General features: G+C 37.5%; 17 protein-coding genes. 11 read left to right on the top strand and 6 right to left on the bottom strand.

Going from position 1 to position 19,424, the window contains the following annotated elements; genetic code table 11:
• The first annotated feature begins 1 nt into the window (after position 1).
• The 6 genes from cbiE (at position 2) to QNI22_RS00145 (ending at position 6,848) form a co-directional block, all read left to right on the top strand.
• Positions 2-1,189 carry a precorrin-6y C5,15-methyltransferase (decarboxylating) subunit CbiE gene (gene cbiE / locus QNI22_RS00170; RefSeq protein ID WP_314508557.1) on the top strand — a complete coding sequence of 396 codons (1,188 nt, stop codon included), beginning with the start codon at positions 2-4 and terminating at the stop codon, positions 1,187-1,189.
• Positions 1,189-3,024: a precorrin-4 C(11)-methyltransferase gene (gene cobM / locus QNI22_RS00165; protein WP_314508555.1), complete on the top strand. Its 1,836-nt coding sequence runs from the start codon at positions 1,189-1,191 to the stop codon at positions 3,022-3,024. The genes cbiE and cobM overlap by 1 nt, the downstream gene beginning before the upstream one ends.
• A gap of 2 nt (positions 3,025-3,026) precedes the next feature.
• The gene (gene cobK, locus QNI22_RS00160) at positions 3,027-3,785 is read left to right on the top strand and encodes a precorrin-6A reductase (protein ID WP_314508554.1); all 759 of its coding nucleotides are present in this window, start codon (positions 3,027-3,029) and stop codon (positions 3,783-3,785) included.
• On the top strand, positions 3,782-4,876 hold the full coding sequence (locus tag QNI22_RS00155; protein WP_314508553.1) for a cobalt-precorrin-5B (C(1))-methyltransferase: 1,095 nt from the start codon (positions 3,782-3,784) through the stop codon (positions 4,874-4,876). The genes cobK and QNI22_RS00155 overlap by 4 nt, the downstream gene beginning before the upstream one ends.
• Before the next feature lie 104 nt (positions 4,877-4,980).
• Positions 4,981-5,622 (top strand): hypothetical protein, encoded by a 642-nt coding sequence (locus tag QNI22_RS00150; RefSeq protein ID WP_314508552.1) that lies wholly within the window; start codon positions 4,981-4,983, stop codon positions 5,620-5,622.
• 131 nt (positions 5,623-5,753) lie between these two features.
• Entirely contained in the window at positions 5,754-6,848 is a 1,095-nt protein-coding gene (locus QNI22_RS00145; RefSeq protein WP_314508551.1) for a GNAT family N-acetyltransferase, read from the top strand.
• 39 nt (positions 6,849-6,887) lie between these two features.
• On the opposite strand, the gene QNI22_RS00140 is transcribed toward QNI22_RS00145, so the two are convergent.
• Positions 6,888-7,466 (bottom strand): hypothetical protein, encoded by a 579-nt coding sequence (locus tag QNI22_RS00140; RefSeq protein ID WP_314508550.1) that lies wholly within the window; start codon positions 7,464-7,466, stop codon positions 6,888-6,890.
• A gap of 144 nt (positions 7,467-7,610) precedes the next feature.
• Here QNI22_RS00140 and QNI22_RS00135 point away from each other — a divergent pair, with 144 nt between their 5' ends.
• Entirely contained in the window at positions 7,611-9,272 is a 1,662-nt protein-coding gene (locus QNI22_RS00135) for a beta-N-acetylhexosaminidase (RefSeq protein ID WP_314508549.1), read from the top strand.
• Between the two features lie 70 nt (positions 9,273-9,342).
• Here QNI22_RS00135 and QNI22_RS00130 read toward each other — a convergent pair whose 3' ends face one another.
• Positions 9,343-9,825, bottom strand: coding sequence for an NUDIX domain-containing protein (locus QNI22_RS00130; protein ID WP_314508548.1), 483 nt, complete (start codon positions 9,823-9,825; stop codon positions 9,343-9,345).
• 184 nt (positions 9,826-10,009) lie between these two features.
• Between QNI22_RS00130 and QNI22_RS00125 the strand changes: the two genes are divergently transcribed.
• The 3 genes from QNI22_RS00125 to QNI22_RS00115 all read left to right on the top strand — a co-directional run bounded on the left by QNI22_RS00125 (position 10,010) and on the right by QNI22_RS00115 (position 13,384).
• A complete protein-coding gene (locus QNI22_RS00125) occupies positions 10,010-11,431 on the top strand; it encodes an ATP-dependent DNA helicase (protein WP_314508547.1) in 1,422 nt (473 codons plus the stop codon).
• Positions 11,432-11,499: 68 nt separating this feature from the next.
• Complete coding sequence (locus tag QNI22_RS00120; protein ID WP_314508546.1) at positions 11,500-12,066, top strand: DUF1573 domain-containing protein; 567 nt, start codon at positions 11,500-11,502, stop codon at positions 12,064-12,066.
• A gap of 187 nt (positions 12,067-12,253) precedes the next feature.
• Positions 12,254-13,384 (top strand): glycoside hydrolase family 18 protein, encoded by a 1,131-nt coding sequence (locus tag QNI22_RS00115; RefSeq protein WP_314508545.1) that lies wholly within the window; start codon positions 12,254-12,256, stop codon positions 13,382-13,384.
• A 51-nt stretch (positions 13,385-13,435) separates the two neighbouring features.
• On the opposite strand, the gene QNI22_RS00110 is transcribed toward QNI22_RS00115, so the two are convergent.
• Complete coding sequence (locus QNI22_RS00110; protein ID WP_314508543.1) at positions 13,436-13,810, bottom strand: DUF423 domain-containing protein; 375 nt, start codon at positions 13,808-13,810, stop codon at positions 13,436-13,438.
• Between the two features lie 238 nt (positions 13,811-14,048).
• On the opposite strand from QNI22_RS00110, the gene QNI22_RS00105 reads away from it, so the two are divergent.
• Positions 14,049-14,576, top strand: coding sequence for a D-glycero-alpha-D-manno-heptose-1,7-bisphosphate 7-phosphatase (locus QNI22_RS00105; RefSeq protein ID WP_314508542.1), 528 nt, complete (start codon positions 14,049-14,051; stop codon positions 14,574-14,576).
• A gap of 119 nt (positions 14,577-14,695) precedes the next feature.
• On the opposite strand, the gene QNI22_RS00100 is transcribed toward QNI22_RS00105, so the two are convergent.
• The 3 genes from QNI22_RS00100 to QNI22_RS00090 form a co-directional block, all read right to left on the bottom strand.
• Positions 14,696-14,842 (bottom strand): hypothetical protein, encoded by a 147-nt coding sequence (locus QNI22_RS00100; protein ID WP_314508541.1) that lies wholly within the window; start codon positions 14,840-14,842, stop codon positions 14,696-14,698.
• A gap of 141 nt (positions 14,843-14,983) precedes the next feature.
• Positions 14,984-16,372: a type III PLP-dependent enzyme domain-containing protein gene (locus QNI22_RS00095; protein WP_314509846.1), complete on the bottom strand. Its 1,389-nt coding sequence runs from the start codon at positions 16,370-16,372 to the stop codon at positions 14,984-14,986.
• A 479-nt stretch (positions 16,373-16,851) separates the two neighbouring features.
• Positions 16,852-19,410 (bottom strand): M14 family metallopeptidase, encoded by a 2,559-nt coding sequence (locus QNI22_RS00090; RefSeq protein WP_314508540.1) that lies wholly within the window; start codon positions 19,408-19,410, stop codon positions 16,852-16,854.
• Between the last annotated feature and the right edge of the window lie 14 nt (positions 19,411-19,424).

Genomic DNA, 19,424 nt, shown 5'->3' with positions numbered 1-19,424 from the left:
GGTGGCAGATTATATTGTAATAGGACTAGGAAACTCTACTGAGTTTAGATTACAGGAAGATATACTATCCTGCCTATCTTCCTATACCATTTTCTCGGGAGGAAAACGACACTATGCACTGGTCAAAGATAAGCTCCCTCCTATTCATCAATGGATTGATATTAAAGGGGATATGGAAGGTTTGTTCAAAGAGTTTCAATCTATTAACCAGCCTATTATTGTTTTTGCATCTGGAGACCCACTGTTTTATGGCTTTGCAAGCACTATACAAAAATTTGATCCAAAGGCTACACTAAAAGTATATCCCTGGTTTAACAGCATTCAGCTTCTCTGTCACAAACTACTGCTACCTTATCATCAGGTTACTCCGATATCAGTACATGGCAGATCCTGGGATGAACTGGATACAGCCTTGTTGCGTGGATTGCCACAGATTGGAGTACTCACCGATGCACAGAAGGCACCTGCGTCTATTGCACAACGAATGTTGGATTATCGGTTTGATAATTACACAATGATAATTGGTGAAGCCTTGGAAAGTGTCGAAGAGCAAATTAAAAATATGACTCTGGAAGAAGCCGCTCATACTACCTGTCATCCATTAAATTGTATTTTACTCAAACAAACAAAACCGAAACCGAAACATTTTGGTATTCCAGATTCATCATTTGCCTACCTGGACAATCGTCCAAATATGATTACAAAAATGCCTGTGCGTATGGTAAGTTTATCTCAACTTGACCTGTCTATACGCCACTCTTTGTGGGACATTGGCTTTTGTACAGGATCAGTAGCTATTGAAGCACGATGTCGTTTTCCTCACCTGCAAGTAACTGCTTTCGAAAAGCGTCCAGAATGTGACCAATTATTTGAGGTAAATACCCGCACACATTCAACACCCGGAATTGCTAAAGTAATGGGCGATTTTCTTGAGATAGATCTGACTACACTTCAACAACCAGATGCAGTCTTCATAGGAGGACACGGCAATAGATTAGAAGAACTTATTTTCAAAGTTGATACCTACCTGCAATCCAAAGGACGTCTTGTAATGAATGTAGTTCAACAAACAAGCAAAACAAGTTTTATACAAAGCATTCAAAAACTCAATTATGTGTTGTTGCCAGAGATAACCATTCGGGTAGATGAACATAATCCAATTACCATTTTAGCCGCCGAAAAACCCTAATGAACCGAATAGCTATTATTGCCAGCACAGACCGGGGAGTAACTCTGGGACTTATAGTACAAAAAGAGTTTCAGAAATCTGCTCTGGTATCTACACGTTCTTCTACTAAAACAGAAGTACAATCAATTACTTCTATTGCAGATTTTCTGCAAACCTCTTTTCACTCTTTTGATGCATTTATTTTTATTGGAGCTTTGGGAATTTGTGTTCGTAGTGTTGCTCCTTATATTCAGGATAAGAAAGAAGATCCTGCTATTGTCAATATAGATGATCATGGAAAGTTTGCCCAATCTGTTCTTTCCGGACATATAGGAGGAGCGAATGAACTCACCCATAAAATAGCAGCTATTACGGGAGCTCAGGCTGTGATTACGACCTCCAGTGATATCCAGAACATCTGGCATCTGGATACCATATCAAATCAATTTGGGTGGAAAATAAGAACAACAAGTAGCCTTACTACATTAATCTCATTGTTTGTCAATAATAAACCAACTGCTGTCTTACTGGATATCAAAGATCCGGGAACAACCTATCTGGAAAAGAATAAACCCGATTTTGTTGACTTTTATTATGACTACCTGCAGATTGACTTTAGTCAATACGAACTTTTCATAGCAGTAACCTATAAAATATATAATTCATCTCTGCCTACCCTACTCTATCATCCTCAGGTTCTACATGTAGGAATGGGATGTTCAAGAGGTATTGAAACTCATCTTTTGGAAGAATCTTTCAGGAATCAACTGTTGCAGCATAAGATAGCCATTGAATCCATAAAATCACTTGGATCTATCGATATCAAATATGATGAAGAAGCGTTTATTCAATTAGCACAAAACCTAGAGATTCCATTTGTTACCTGGACTGCAGATCAACTCAATACCCAACAGGTTAAAAATCCGTCAGAAACGGTTCGTGAAAAACTGGGAGTAGACAGCGTGTCGGAAGCATCTGCCATGTTATCAGCCAGGAATCAGGATCTGTTGCTGGAAAAACAAAAGATCACAGTATCTTCTGGAAAAAAATATACACTTGCACTGACTCTAGATAAGACAGTACAAAGAAAAGCGATGATTGCCATCGTTGGGGCAGGTCCTGGAGATCCTGAACTAATTAGTGTCAAAGGCAAACAATTACTGGAGCAAGCAGATTTAATCTTATACGCAGGCAGTTTGGTACCCGAAGAATTACTTACCTATGCCAAGCCAGATACAATCATACGAAATTCAGCCAGTATGAACCTGGAAGAACAGATTGAATTGATGGTAGCCTACTATACCCAAGGTAAAATGATTGTAAGGTTGCATTCAGGAGATCCTTCTATCTATGGAGCTATTCAGGAACAGATTAGTATATTTGAGGAAAGAGGCATGGATTACTTTATTGTCCCTGGTATCTCAGCTTTTCAGGCAGCAGCAGCTTACCTGAAATCAGAATTTACGATTCCGGAAGTAGTTCAAACCATTATATTAACTCGGGGTGAAGGTAATACACCTTTACCAGAACACGAAAAACTCAACGAAATGGCGCGTCATAAAGCTACCATGTGTATCTTCCTGAGTGCAACTATTGCTAAAACTGTCCAGGCTCAGTTGCTTGAACATTATTCGGAAGATACTCCTATTGCCATTCTATACAGAGTTACATGGAAGGATGAAGAAGTGTATACAGGGACCTTGAATGAACTTGCAGCAATCATTCGGGAACATAAACTTACCCGAACCGTTCTGATTATTGTAGGAGTGGCTATTGGAGCCCGCCAGAACCGATCTCAATTATATCATCCGGAACACAAGCATATTTTCAGGACTGGAAAACCTGTAAAACTGTAGACATGATTTTGTTATTTGGAGGAACAACCGAAGGCAAACGAGTTGCCCACTATCTGAATACAGTGCAGTTGGATTATATCTATTCAACAAAAACAAATATTGAGTTTGAAAGACATCCACATGTCCAATACAGATATGGAGCATTTACAGAAGATGACCTTGCTACCTATATAGAGAAACAATCTGTGAAACTTATTTTGGATGCCAGCCATCCTTTTGCCTCACAATTACATCAGACAATTGCCCAAGTAATAGCAAGGCATTCTATTCCAGCTATACGCTTTGAAAGGATATATTTCGAAAGAGTCATTCATCCTAAAATTCATTATGTATCTTCCATTGGAGCTGCTATTGAAAAATTGTATCAGATAGAATGCCATCATTTACTTGCACTTACAGGTGTTCAAAGTATTGCTCCTATGAAATCATATTGGATGGAAAAACAAACTACATTTCGGATTTTACCCAGAGAGACCTCCATTAACCAGGCATTAGCAGCCGGCTTACTGGAGAAAAATATTTTGGCAGCAATGCCTGGTCAAGGTGTTAAACAGGAAATACTGCTGATACAAAATCTGGAAGTTGATTGTATACTTACAAAGGACAGTGGAGAATCCGGTTTTTTGTCGAGTAAAATAGAAGCTGCAATTCAAACCCAAACCAATTTGATTATTGTTGAACGACCAACAATACCTGAATCGTTTCAAATTGTATCCACAGAACAGGAACTAGAAGAGCAGTTAAAGACACTTTATTTATGAGTCTGCAGCCCATTCCTTCCGGACCTTTACGAACAGGCTATACTACTGGATCTTGTGCAACGGCCTGTGCAAAAGCTGCTTTGCTCGCATTGATTAAACAAACATCCGTGAAACAAGTAGAGATAGAACTGCCAATAGGAGGAATAGCCTCTTTTCTGATAAACTCTTGTCAATATACACTCCTATCTGCTAGTTGTAGTACGATTAAAGATGCAGGTGACGATCCGGATGTTACACATGGAGCCGAAATAGGTTGCAAGGTTAGCTGGAACAATATAAATCAGATTATCTTTTTACGGGGAGAAGGCGTAGGTATTGTCACACTTCCTGGTCTGGCTATTGAAGTTGGAGAGCCAGCAATTAACCCTATCCCTCGTCAGATGATGATCAGAGAAGTGAGTCAGGTTTTACAAAGTCAGAATATAGTGAAGGGCGTGAATCTGGAGGTCTTTGTAATCAATGGCTCAGAACTAGCAAAAAAAACGTTAAATGCTCGCTTGGGCATTGTTGGAGGGCTTTCCATACTAGGTACTACAGGTATTGTCAAACCATTTTCTGCCGCTGCTTATATTGCCAGTATTGAACAGGGAATAGATGTAGCTCTTGCCAATGGGTGTACGGAATTAATTATTAATTCCGGTGGACGTACAGAAAGGCAGCTCAAAAAACGCTATCCACATCTACCTGACTATGCATTTATCCAATATGGCAATTGGATTGGAGAAACTCTCCAAAAAATAAAAATGACACCTGTGTCTAAAGTTGTCATGGGAATTATGCTTGGCAAGGCGGTAAAGCTTGCCAAAGGAGATTTCAATACACATAGCGATCAATCGTCCTGGGATAAAGATTTTATCATCAGAGTTGCCACAGAGAGTGGATACCCATCGGCAATCTGTTCACAGATTCAGGAACTAACAATGGCACGAAGGCTCACGGAACTATTTCCATTTACAGAAAATGAACCATTTTATCAAACACTTTGCCGCTACTGTTATCGGCAATGTACCTCTGTAATTCCAGAAGTTAGCTTTTCTCTTTTATTATTTGATGCTCATGACCAAATGATTTCCTATCATTTACACCACTAATAAATTCTTGTTTCATTCTCTACTTAATCCGTAATACTTTGATTACACCATTGCTTCTTGATTCAATACTACTCGGTATACAACATTCGTTTGAACCTGATCACATGGCAGCAATTTCGGTTCTAGCCTCCGAGAAATCCAGCCAACGACTGGGAATAGCAAAACTTATCTGGAGATCTTCTCAATGGGCACTTGGGCATTCGGTATCCTTAATCCTTTTTAGTTTTTTTGCATTACTCCTAAAAGCTATTTTTCCTATTTATATTTCATCTTATGCAGAAATAGCTGTTGGTCCTGTTATGATCTGGCTTGGTATTTCTGCTATTCGCAGAAATCATCAGTTAAAAGAGATGATGGCTAGCCATAAAGCAATCCCAGATCACCTACATACTACCAATGCCTTACATATCCATGGAAAACAAGGCGATGAAATTGCAATGAATCCTTTAAGTCGTTCATTTTGGATAGGTATGTTACATGGACTTGCAGGTACAGGAGGTGCGTGTACTGTAGCATTGGTTCTGGCTTCTGAGAATACATCCGTTGCTATGCTTGTCATTCTATTACAAAGTTTAGGTATTCTTTTTTCTATGACAATCTATAGTTGTGTATTAGCTTTCTCTGTCTCAAGATTCATTGAACGTAATCAGTTTGTCTTTAAACTAATTAATGCTATTGTAGGTTTATTCTCTATAGGAATCGGTTGTATATGGATTTTCAATGCATTGCATGAATTTCTCTCCTGATTTACAGACACTGATATTCATTGTATGTTTTACGCTGTTTTTCTTTATTGTTAAGAAAGAAAAGATTTGTAAATTGATAGGCATATCTGGAAAACTATGACCAGATAGTTAGATAAAATACCACATAATTTATGTTTGCAGAAGCAAAGTACCCTGAAAAAATAGATCCGGAAGAATTAGATAATTATCTTGAACAGGGTTGGTTTCGCATGGATCAAACCATATTTACTACTAATTTTCTAAATGTTACTAATAAAATACTAAGTGCTATATGGCTTAGAGCAGACTTACAAGATTTTGTACCCAGCAAAACACAGCTGAAACTGCTTAAACAAAATGCCAGATTTCAGGTTTCTATTCAAAAAGCCTCTCTTACCCAGGAAAAGGAATCATTATTTTCCCGTTATAAGCAGGGAATTACATTTGACGCATCTTCTTCTCTTCATTATCTGTTGTATGGCAATTCAACCCACCTAACATCTATATATAACACATATGAAGTAACTATTTACGATGGTGATGTTTTAATAGCAGCAGGCTTTTTTGACATTGGGGCTAAAAGTGCAGCAGGAATTACTTCTTTTTATGATCCAGCCTACAAAAAATACAGTCTGGGAAAATTCCTGATCTACCAAAAAATTGCTTACTGCCAACAGCAAGGTCTGCAATACTTTTACCCTGGATACTTTGTTCCAGGTTATTCCCTCTTTGATTATAAACTAGATGTTGGCAAAAAATCACTCCAGTATTTACAAGTTAGTACTCAGCAATGGGTCCCTATTGAAGAATTTGCACACCAGCTTACGCCATATCAACAAATGCAGTTCCAGTTACAATTACTTCGAACTGCTTTGAATGAAATGCGTATCGATGGAAAAATATGGCAATACAAGTTCTTTGATGCAAACCTATATCCTGACTTTGCAGAGCTCCAGCTTTTTGACTTTCCTTTATTCCTGGACTGTTTTGATGCTTCCAATCCGAATTTGATACCAGTTATTGTCTACGATGTAAGAGATCAGCGCTATCACTGGCTCCATTGCAGAGCTGTCGGTAAAAACTCTATTCCGGAGCTCATGCCTACTATATATGCAACCTATCTGCTTAAAGTAGAGAGAGAAATCTTTTCTGCAGAAACGCCGCTGGAAATTGCAAACATTTTAAATACCCGTATTATGCCCGTTCACCAGGAAGTCAGTAATGAAAACCTGTCTGCTCTTTCCTAAAAAAATACGCTTTCCGAAAATGAATTAGTTCACTACAATTTATTGAGCAAGTATTTTTTCAAAAAATTGCAATCCATTAAAATCTGCAGGACTAAACCCATAAAAGAAGATCTTATCAGGTGTAGTTCCTTGGTGAACAATTCCTTTATGGGCTGTTAAATCGTAAAACAGGTTCGTATCATCCGGATCATCAGATAGAATAGGAATCTTCCATCCCCATGGCTTCCAGTTTGGATCTAGTGTATTGTCAATCCATTCAAAATTGAAAACAACTGGATTAAAGCAATATCCGATTACATCCACTTCATCCTCCTCTGTTGTAATGGTTACAGTGTCAGCCAATATATTTCGTGTATGGTAAGTAGAATGAGCATTCAATGCTATCCATTGTGTACTCGAACGCATTGTAGTTAAAACGGATTGGTAGAAGGTAAATAACTCTCTGACATATAATCCGAAATATTCCGCACGAGTTGGGGCTTTTACGTCATTAATCTGTATGGTAGTAGCAGGCTCTTTCCTAAACAGTTCAAACTGTATCTTCCGATAAGTTGTTTCTACCAATATAGCATCTGCAGTTTCCCAGCCAGATGATCGAACAACAGGTTGATTAATCATAAACTAATTTTATTTTATCAAAACATAGTTTCTAAATTTTTTTCTCTTCTTTTCTTGCAAAAGAAAAAATAATTAATAATTATTCTGATATTTAGGCAAGTATTTCTCGTCTAAGTTATACCATTCTATTTATCTTCTTATCAAATGAAAATTACTTACTTGCTTTCATTCCTCATAGCAATTGGAATGTTAAGTAGTTGCACTTCCAAGCAGGAGAAAACAACTACAACCACATCAGCAGCCATTTCCATTATTCCTAAGCCAGTGAAACTGCAAAAAGGAGAAGGGTCTTTTGTGATAAACAATGATACAAAGATACTAGTAGATGCAGGAAATGAAGAGTTAAAAAAGATTGCGCAAACACTTGCAGATCAGTTTCAGAAAGCAGGTAATCTTCCCATCAAAGTGGAGGAAAATACAGGAAATACAGATAACAACATTGTATTTACATTAAAAACTCCTCAGGATTCACTTGGTAAAGAGGGGTATACACTTTCTGTAACAGATAAAGGGGTAACTCTGAAAGCCAATCAAGCCACTGGTGTTTTCTATGGTTATCAAACCATTCGGCAGTTGCTTCCTACAGCCATTGAAAGCTCTAGTGCCGTGAATGGTATTGCATGGAGCCTCCCTGTAGTTGAAATTACAGATACCCCTCGGTTTGTATGGAGAGGTCTTCACTTAGATGTCTGCAGACACTTTATGCCGAAAGAGTTTGTCAAGAAATACATTGATCTACTGGCATTTCATAAGTTAAATACCTTCCATTGGCACTTGACAGATGACCAGGGATGGCGTATTGAAATCAAGAAGTATCCTAAACTGACAGAAATTGGAGGGTGGCGTAAAGAAACATTAATTGGGCATGCAGGTGAAAAAGTGGAACGCTTTGATGGCAAACGGTATGGAGGTTTCTATACACAGGATGAAATAAAAGAGGTTGTGCAATATGCAAAAGAACGTTACATCACAGTTGTACCAGAGATTGAGATGCCAGGACATGCAATGGCTGCTATTGCGGCTTACCCTGAACTTGGCGTAACAGGAAAACCTGTTGAAGTAGGAACCAAATGGGGGGTATTTCCAGATATTTTTAATGCAGAAGATAAAACATTCTCTTTCTTGGAGGATGTACTAACTGAAGTGATTACATTGTTTCCAAGTGAATATATACATGTAGGTGGGGATGAAGCGATTAAAGACTACTGGAAAACCTCCCCACTGATTAAGAAAAAGATCAAGGATCTTAAATTAAAAGATGAACACGAATTACAAAGTTATTTTATTCAACGTATTGAGAAGTTTTTAAATGCAAAAAACAAGAAATTGATTGGCTGGGATGAAATCCTCGAAGGCGGTATTGCACCTAATGCAACTATTATGTCATGGAGAGGTACAGAAGGAGGTATTGCAGCTGCAAAAGCTCATCACAATGCTGTCATGACTCCAGGTGAATTTGTATATTTTGATCATTATCAAGGTCCAGAAAAAACTGAACCACTGGCTATCGGTGGATTCCTGCCATTAACCAAAGTATACTCCTATGAACCTATACCTGCTGAACTATCAGTAGAAGAAAGCAAGTACATTTTGGGAGCACAGGCAAATCTATGGACTGAATACATAAAAACACCTGAACATGCAGAATATATGGTATTTCCCAGAGCCAGTGCTTTAGCTGAAGTTGTCTGGTCGCCAAAAGAGCAAAAAAACTGGGATGATTTTGCCAAGCGTATTCCGCAGCAACTAGAACGATATAAGTATCTGAATGTCAATTATGCTAAAACAGCATTTGATGGTAAGTAAATAATAAAAGGCCTCATTTTTATAAAAATGAGGCCTTTTTTATAAAATCTTCTCTTTTCAAACCTAAATGTCAGATTTTTAACTGATAATATCCCTGAAGATTTACCAATTCTTCCAGAGAAGAACAATATCTAAATAGATTATGTAGTTCTTCTGGTTTAAACTTGCGAATTTCTTCAAATGACAGGAAAGCCACATCTTCCAGTACCTGCTGCTCTAATTCAGGATCATATCCTTTACGTAAGACTCCATCCAGGATAGTTACACGAAAAAAAAGCTCAACTGCATGCAATGAATTTCCTGTAAACTCATTTACAAACATAAACTCTCCTACTTCAATCTTTAATCCTGTCTCCTCTTCAAATTCACGAATCAGTGTTTCGGGGGCCGTTTCTCCCACCTGCATTCCTCCTCCCGGTGGACACCATAAATCCCCTGTCCGGGTTACATGGCGTAGATTAACAAGCAATAATTTATCATCCTGAATACAAATACCACATACTCTGACTCGCAGTTTATTTCCGAATTTTTGCAATATCTCTTCTGATTGCATAATTTTATTAAAATGTGAATACCTCAATTAAAATAGTACTTTCCAAAGTTTTTCGTACCTTTACATTGTTTCTTAGTTAATCATTGACGTTATAAATGAGAAATAACAGGTAATTCTTCGTAAAAAAATAGGATCTCAGCAAATATAAATCCTCCCAGCTTACACTTACTATTTATTTTAACCAATGCCCGTTACTACTTCACTAGCAGAACTATTAAAACAGAAATTTCCGCACACTCCTACACAGGGACAAGCAGAATTATTTGAGATGCTGGACGAATTTATTGCTGACAAAGAAATACTACTTCCTGTCTTTCTTTTGAGAGGATATGCAGGAACCGGAAAAACTACGATCTTAAGTACACTGGTCAAGATTATCAAAAAGTTTGGGTACAAAACCATCCTTATGGCTCCGACAGGACGTGCAGCAAAGGTAATGGCCCAGTACTCTGGTAAAAAAGCCTGGACAATACATAAAAAGATATTCTGGCAGAAAACAGATGCTTATTCTGGAAATATGGTATTTGAACGCCAGCCTAACTATAATACCAGTACATTATTTATCATAGATGAGGCGTCTATGATTGATGATGAGGCAGACTTCATGGGAGGCCGAGGATTACTTGCAGAACTGATTGATTATGTATTTGAACACCCATCCAATAAATTATTACTGGTAGGTGATGCAGCACAGTTACCCCCTGTAGGCAAAACCTTAAGTCCAGCTCTGGATAGCAGCTATTTACAGAGAACGTATGACATTAGTGTACGGGAAAAAGAACTAACCGAAGTAACCCGTCAGGGAGAGGCATCAGGCATATTACACAACGCTACCTATATTCGTAATAGTCTCATTAACCTAAAACTAACAATAGAGTTACAAACTCGTGGGTTTAGAGACTGCTATAAAATGACAGGTGAACGTTTGGAAGATGGCTTACGGTATGCTTATGATAAATTTGGCCGTGAAAATACCATTATCATCACACGATCAAACAAAACAGCTGTACAATACAACCAATATATACGTCGACAGATCAACTCTTCAGAAAGTGAAATTGATGCAGGAGATTTATTAATGGTGGTCCGAAATAATTACACAGTGTTGGGTGAAGATGCTCCAGCAGGGTTTATTGCCAATGGCGACTTTGTTGAGATAAAAAAAGTGAGAAGCTTTGAAGAAATGCACGGATTTCGCTTTGCCAATGTTGAACTAACATTGATTGACTATCCTGAATATCCATCATTTGAGGCAAAGATACTTCTGGACACATTACATACTGTAGCTGCTAGTTTAAGCTCCGAAGACAATAAAAAATTATATGATAGCGTCTTACAGGATTACACACATATTCCACGGAAAACCGAGCGAGTTGAAGCAATTCGGAAAGATCCTTACCTGAATGCACTGCAGGTAAAGTTTGCATATGCACTTACCTGTCACAAGTCACAAGGAGGACAATGGTCTGCTGTTTTTGTTGATCAGGGTTATTTAACGGATGAAAATCTGAATGCCGAGTTTTTACGTTGGCTCTATACTGCCATCACTCGGGCAACGGAAGAGGTATATTTCATGAATTTTCATACAAAGTTCTTTAATAGTTGATTTGAAGTTGGTCTCTAAGAAAAATGGAATGTAATTTGTACTTAATCTGATATCTTACTGTTATTCTCATGCAAAAGAACCGAAGCATTCTCACTCTAAAAACTATTTTACTTATACTATCAGGTATTGTATGCATAGTATTTTCAGCAGAAGCTCAGAAAAGTAAGTACAAAGGAAAAGCAAAGCCTAAAAGCAAGGTAATATACAGTGCAAGAACATCTTCCAAATATCGTTCTAAAACAGCGTATCGTAAACCCACACGTTCCAGTCATTTAGTTAGTTCCGTTATCGTCTCTAACCCAACCATAGTACGTAGTCAGGCTGCATTTTCTTTTGCCAACCGATGGTATGATTTCGGAGATATCATTCAAGGTGAAAAAGTTACACATACTTTTCCATTCAAAAACACAGGCAAAGATCCTCTGATTATAAGTGTAGTTCAGCCAACCTGTGGTTGTACTGTAACAGAATGGACCCGTACTCCAATTCCTCCAGGGCAATCAGGTGATATTACGGTTACTTTTGATAGTAAATCTTCTCTTAATCAGCAAAACAAAACCATTACGGTTGTATCCAATGCGGCAACAGGTAACGAACGCCTATATATCCAAGGTAACGTTCTTCCAAAGCGATAATATATTATTTATTGCTTTACCAACTAAAGTGCCTGTGATACCAACTCTAATTATCAGGTTATCCTGTTTAATACTTTTTGTTTTTCTCTCTAAAGCATAACTTTGATCGCAAGCTCTCAGAAATAATATACTTTATAGTATTTCTGCTGGTTTGTTATTTCCCAACCACTTCATTTTACCATTTAGTATGCATTATTCTTTTATCCGCTTCAGTACAATCTTTGTACTAGCAGGTTTATTATTTACATCTGCAACAATTAAAAGTCATCCACCTAAAAACAACTTTACTGTAATTGCCTACTATGCAGGTAGTACCAAAGACATTGATCAGTATCCTATTGAAAAATTAACACACATCATTTTCAGCTTTTTACATCTGAAAGGAAATAAGTTTACTGTAGATAAAAAAGAAGATACGTTAACTATTCAACATCTGGTAGCACTTAAGAAACGTAATCCCAATCTGAAGATTCAGCTTTCTTTAGGAGGTTGGGGAGGCTGTGAGACATGTTCACAAGTATTTTCTACACCAGCGGCCAGACAAGAATTTGCGGAGTCTGTTAAAGCGGTAATGATTTATTTCAAAACAGATGGTATTGATCTGGATTGGGAATATCCTGCAATAGAAGGCGTTCCCGGGCATCAGTATCTTCCCGCAGATAAAGACAATTTCACAGATCTTGTACAACGCCTCCGCACAACTATGGGCAACAAATATGAGATCAGCTTTGCAGCCGGTGGATTTACTACTTATCTCGAACAGTCTATTGACTGGAAGAAAGTAATGCCTCTTGTAGATAGAGTAAACCTTATGACATACGATCTGACAAATGGTTACAGTACCACTACAGGGCACCATACTCCTCTTTATTCTACAAGTGTTCAAAAAGAATCAACAGATAATGCCGTTAAATATCTGGAAGCATTGGGGGTACCCAAAAATAAGCTTGTAATTGGTGCCGCCTTCTATGGAAGAATTTTTGAGAATGTAGCTCCTGAAAACAATGGCCTGAATCAGAGTACTAAATTCAAGCATGGTGTTGATTACAAAGGACTGCCTGAATTTCTGGCAAAGAATAAAAACTTTCATTCGTTTTGGGATTCCACAGCTCAGTCTCCCTATATGTATGATGCTACACAAAAGCTTTTCTTTACCTATGATGATCCTCGATCTATTCAAATTAAAACCAAATATGCTCTTGATAAGAAATTAAATGGTATCATGTTCTGGGAATTAAATAACGATGTTCCCACAGGTGGCTTATTAGACGCAATAGATAAAACAGTAAAACAATATAGTTTAACTAAAACAAAATAAATAAGAAAAGGCTTTTGTCAGAGTACGCAGAAGCCTTCTCTTATTTATTATCTATTCTCCGGTTGCAACAACCCAGGCAACCAATACCCAACCTATAATCATTAAAACGCCTCCAATTGGTGTAATTGCCCCTAACCAACGGATTCCTGATAAACACAGAATATAGAGTGATCCCGAAAAAATCAGTGTTCCTCCTAAAAAAGAATATCCAGCGTAGGTTAATAAGCGATTCTCTATACGATAGGCTAGCAATCCAGTAATTAATAAAGCGAATGCATGGTAAAACTGGTATTTAACAGCTGTTTCATAGGTATCTAATCGCTGTGATGCTTCCAGCATAGGTTTTAGAGCATGAGCACCGAAAGCGCCCAGTCCCACTCCTAAACCTCCCAGTATGGCTCCACTTAGTAAAAGAAATTTTTGCATATGAATAAAGGTTACTTGAAAAGATTTTTGGTATAAAGTGTCAAAAAAACAAGAGATAAGTATACAAAGTGAATAATACTGAATATCCTTTCAGGCCTAATATTCTTTATTCAAACCTATACAAAATACTTACCCTTTATATTTCTCGACAAATAACATGTAAAAATCATATCTTCAAAACCTAAAGATTTATTTGTCAGTTAAAAGAGCAGCAATCTAAATTCAACCAGATACTATTATGAATAAATGCATATTCTTAGATCGGGATGGTGTATTAAATGAAGAAATTGGTACCTATGTTTATAAACGTGAGGATCTTATTATTCCTGAGGGAATGCCCGAAGCACTTCAACAATTAAAAAAAGCAGGTTATCTACTTGTTGTAGTTACTAATCAGGCAGGTATAGCGATGGGTAAATATACCAGAAAAGAGGTCCTTGAATGTCACAATAAAATACAGGAAGCCTGCGGAAACGTGTTGGATGCGCTTTACTATTGTCCACATCATCCGGATTATGACACAGCATCTCTTACAAGAAAACCAGATTCATTGATGATAGAGAAGGCCATTGCTAAATTTAATATTGATCGCAATCAATCCTGGATGGTTGGTGATAGACAACGAGATATTGAAGCAGGAAATAAGCAACAGATTAAAGGAATATTTATATCTACTCAGGAACCAACTCCCTCTACAGCAATTTATAATGCAAAAAATTTATTAGAGGCTAGTCGGTTCATTCTCCAGTTCTCTGCTGAGGCTTAATAAAAAATCCACAAGATTACGTTAAGAATCCTGTGGATAAAATATACATAGGAAAAGCAGAAGCTATCCGCTCTTTGTAAAGATCATATAATGTAATAGATATTGGAAAAAGGGTAATATTAATTATTACCCTTTTCAGCTTGCTTTACACTTGCATGTAGTTTCTCTACACCATTAGCCTTAGAATAAGTAGGGCATGTGTATTTTTTAGCACAAGCAGATAGACTGGCAATAACAACCAATCCTATAAGTAATACCTTTTTCATGGAATGATTTTTTCTTTTTAGTTAATCAAATATACAGATCTTTTTTAACTTCAAATAAATAAGTCATTGATTTCTTTAGACTTAGGTTGAAGTCTAATGTAATATTTTACAAGTTTCTATATATTAGTACAATAAGCATGCCTATTTGTAACCTAATATTTTCAACATTGATTCACTAGTCTGTTCAGGTGCAAATAAACTAGTAACAATATTTCCCTTTTCATCCCGATCAATAATTACATGTTGCGGAGCAGGAATTAAGCAATGTTGAATACCACCATAGCCTCCCAACGACTCCTGATACGCTCCTGTATGGAAGAAACCAAGATATAATTCCTCATCTCCTTCAATCTGAGGTAAGAACACCTCCGAAATATGTGCTTCTGAATTATAATAATCTAAGCTATCACACGTTAATCCACCTAAATTCACTTTATGGTAAGGATTATCCCAGTTATTGATGGCCAGCATGATGAATTTTTGATTCATTCCCCATGAATCAGGTAGCTGAGTGATGAATGAACCATCAATCATATACCATAATTCTTTATCGTTTTGCAACTTCTGATCCAAAACAGAATAGATAACTGCACCGCTTTCTCCAACAGTGAAGCTACCAAACTCAGTAAAGATATTTGGTACGGGTACGTTGTTCTTTTCGCAGATCCATTGAATATTTTCAATTACCTGCTCAGCCATATACTCATAGTCATATTCAAACTGAAGAGATGTTTGAATAGGAAACCCGCCTCCGATATCAATTGTATCTAACTCAGGACAAACTTTTTTCAGTTCACAGTATTTATATACAAAACGACTTAATTCACTCCAGTAATAGGCAGTGTCTTTCACACCTGTATTAATGAAGAAATGAAGCATTTTCAATGTATACTTCGGATTATCCTGAATACGATTCTTATAGAAGTCTGTAATGTCGTTGTAACGAATACCTAAACGGGAGGTATAAAACTCAAAATTTGGCTCCTCATCTGCAGCAACACGAATGCCAAGTTGCATAGGTACATTCACAGCAGCATCATATGCATCCAACTCCTTCAGATTATCCAATACAGGTATGCAATTGACAAAACCGTCATTCACTAATTCACTAATATATTGAGTATAGAGTGGTCTTTTATAGCCATTACAAACAATATATCTGTTTTTGTCCAGTGATCCTGCTTTTTCCAGTGCTCTTACAATAGGAATATCATAGGCAGAAGAAGTTTCGATATGGATATCATTCTTTAATGCCTCTTCAAGCACAAACTGGAAATGCGAAGACTTTGTACAATAACAATAGGTATAAGAACCTGCGTAATTGAATTTTTTTATCGCATCATTAAAGATCTCTTTTGCATATTGTATATGCTCGCTAATCTTTGGTAGATAAGTCAGCTTTAATGGGGTGCCATATTTGCGAATAATATCCATCAAAGGGACACCATTAAATAACAACTCATTGTTCTTCACCTTCAGTTCTTCCGGAAACTCAAATGTCTGGTCCACCAGGTCTATGTAACTCTTCATTGGTGGTGCTTTCATTTTCGGTGCAGGCTTCTTCTTCGCACGCATGGCGGCTGTGTTCATCGGCAGTGTAAGGTGTTAGAAATGGTTATTTTATACGAATAATAGATTATTAAGTTTACTATTTCTCTGTTATAGTTAACAGACCTTTTCTCTTAAATCGGCTTGGCAAAATACAATTATTCTATTACAATTATATCTAAACAAAGCTGGTTGCAAAACTATTAAAAAAAATACGTTACAATGCTGTTTTAAGTTCAGTTTTTAGCAAAAAAATGTACACTTGCCATGTATACGCAAAATAAAATCCAGCAGATTCAAAATCATAAAAAAAAGCCTGTAAGTGATTACAGACTTTCGTGAAATAACACCATATGAATACAGATACAGAACTCATGCTTGTTTACTATGGCAGATCCATTTCATTATACACTACTTCTGCCCTGATTCTCTGTTGTTGACAATATTCAGGCTTGTCTAGTTTAATAAGCTTGTCCAACCATAAAAACAGCATTACCAAATAACAACTTTCCTCCATGCCAGAACGCGCGGAAAACAGGATTTTCAGCCATATAAATTATTTGTCCACGTCCCATTTCCTGTACACCAAAAATAGCAGAGTTTTGCAGTTTGGCTTTGGTTTTATAGCCAACATGCCCGGCTGTATAATTTGTAGTTTGCAGATAGCCTACATTCCATCCCTTTTTCATCAGTTCATAAGGAGAGTTGTTTCTAAAAAGTATAGCAATGTTCTTATCATATCCAAAAGCCAAAGGATGTGTATTGTCTAATGTCACCTGATAAACGCTGCCTTGAATATCTTCTGCAATGTACTCTCGGTCTCTGTGTCCATAGATCTTCAATGTATCAGCAGGTGAATTAACTTTTTTGGGTGCAGGTTTACCTTCATCTTTCTTTTTCCATTCAAAATCAGCTTTCTCACCTAATACTTCAGCCGCATTTTCTATTGCAATTACTTTCCCCCCATCCTGAATCCATTCTTTCAGTTTGTTTATCATTCGTTCATTCCATATACCACTATAAGATCCGGAAGGTAAAATAAGAATATCCAGTTGTTGCAAAGGAACAGAACTAAGCCGACTTACATCTATTACAGAGATTGGATAATGAATCTGTTGCTCAAAGAAGTGCCATGTAGAACTAAAGCCATCTGTACTAATGCCACTTCCTGTTACAAGGCCAATACGTGGAGCCTTAATAAAATGATTATAGTCAGAACCAAAGTCAAACCCTTTATCAACAAATCCAGTAGATACAGGCATTGGTATAATACCTGCTAACTTGGCCTGATCAGTAATAAAAGTATCAAATGCTTCTCCCAAAGCTTCATTACCTGTCCGTGTAATTAACAAAGTTCCAGGAGCAAATGTTTTTCCATTCATTTCAAAGGCGACTTCACTATTTCTGATCTTAATTTTTTTCTTTAGCAAAGCAGATAAAAACTGAACATCCCGTAAATCTTTCCATTCAACCAGATACGCATAGGGTTTTACTACCACAGGAGATTGTGCAGAAGTTGGACTTTTAGGTTTATCCGATGTATTGCCACTAGCAATTGCATCAGGCAATCCATAGGCTTTCACTCCAAATGCATAAGGTATTGCCCAGGATGTCAGGTCATAGGTAAGAGAATCTTCGAGCATAGGTTTAGGATCAAATAAAGCACGCAGCATCACTGACTTAGGCTGGTAAGCACTAATAACCAGATCATTTTCTTCTATTTTAGCCGCTTCACTCTTTCCTGTAGCATAGTTAAATCCTTTTACTGAGCCTTCTTTATTTGCATAACCATACCGGATACCATTTCTATCCAGAAGTTGTGCAATGCTTTGCGCTTTCGATTCATCCCCCTTTGCTTTGATCAGATACCCTTTATAGGCACCTTGTGGATTATTGCGGGATTGGTCAAAATAAGTCTTAAATTCTTTTAATACCTGATCTCCTCGTGAAGCAACAGCTTCAATGCTGGCATAACTAGCTGCTACATGATGAGCAATTCGCTTTGTTAAAGTTAGGGTATCTCCTTCAGAAGTTAAATAACCTAATCCAGCCCGTCCACTTCCACCTTGCTCATAGGTCATTCCGATTGCTCCATTGAAAGAAGGCCAGGTATCACCAAAACTTGGATAAAGCAGATCATACTTTTCACGTGTAAAATACAACCAATAGTTCTTATCAAAATACTTTCTGTTTGCCTCACCTATATGCTGCTGAAACTGGCGCTGCCAAGGTGTAAGTGCTTCATGATAGGGTTTAGCCGACGGAGCAAAATAGTAGGGAGACTCGGGACCCATTTCATGAAAATCGGCATGCAAATGAGGCATCCATTGATTATATAATGCTACTCGCTGTTGTGTTTCCTGTTGGGTCTGCCAAGCCCAGTCTCTGTTCAAATCAAATAAATAATGATTGAAACGACCTCCAGGCCAAGGTTCCTGATGTTCTCTTGAGAAAGGTAATGGTTGATAAGGAAAATTAGCTACTTGCTTGTACCATTGCACATATCGCTCATGTCCATCTGGATTTAAACAAGGATCTAATAACACTACCATATTTTTAAGCCATCCCTGCATCTCTGCATTTGCTGGGTTTACCAGATCATATAAGACCTGCATGACAGCTTCTGATGAAACAGCCTCATTCCCATGGACATTATAACTCAACCAGACAATTGCAGGCTGAACTGAAGAGGGTGTTCCTGATACCAAACCTGTTATCTTCAGGTTATTGGTACGAATTTCCTCCAGTCTGTTTATATTTTCAGGAGTTGCTACCACCATTACCATCAATGGGCGTCCTTCATAAGTTTGACCATAAGGAACGAGTTTACAACGGTCTGTAGCCTGACTTGCAATAGTTTCAAAGTAGCGCACCAGACGGTCATGTGGGGTAAACTGGTCTCCAAGCTTATAGCCAAGAAATTTCTCTGGAGTAGGTACATTCTGTGCAGTTGTAGGATGAAACGACAGAAGAATAACACACAACTGGAAGAAAAAAAATCCACATAGTTTATTTTTCACTACGCATAGGTAGG

Source organism: Xanthocytophaga agilis (assembly GCF_030068605.1).
Taxonomy (GTDB): domain Bacteria; phylum Bacteroidota; class Bacteroidia; order Cytophagales; family 172606-1; genus Xanthocytophaga; species Xanthocytophaga agilis.
Note: the sequence above shows the minus strand (reverse complement) of the source record. Positions and strands in the feature narration are given on the sequence as shown.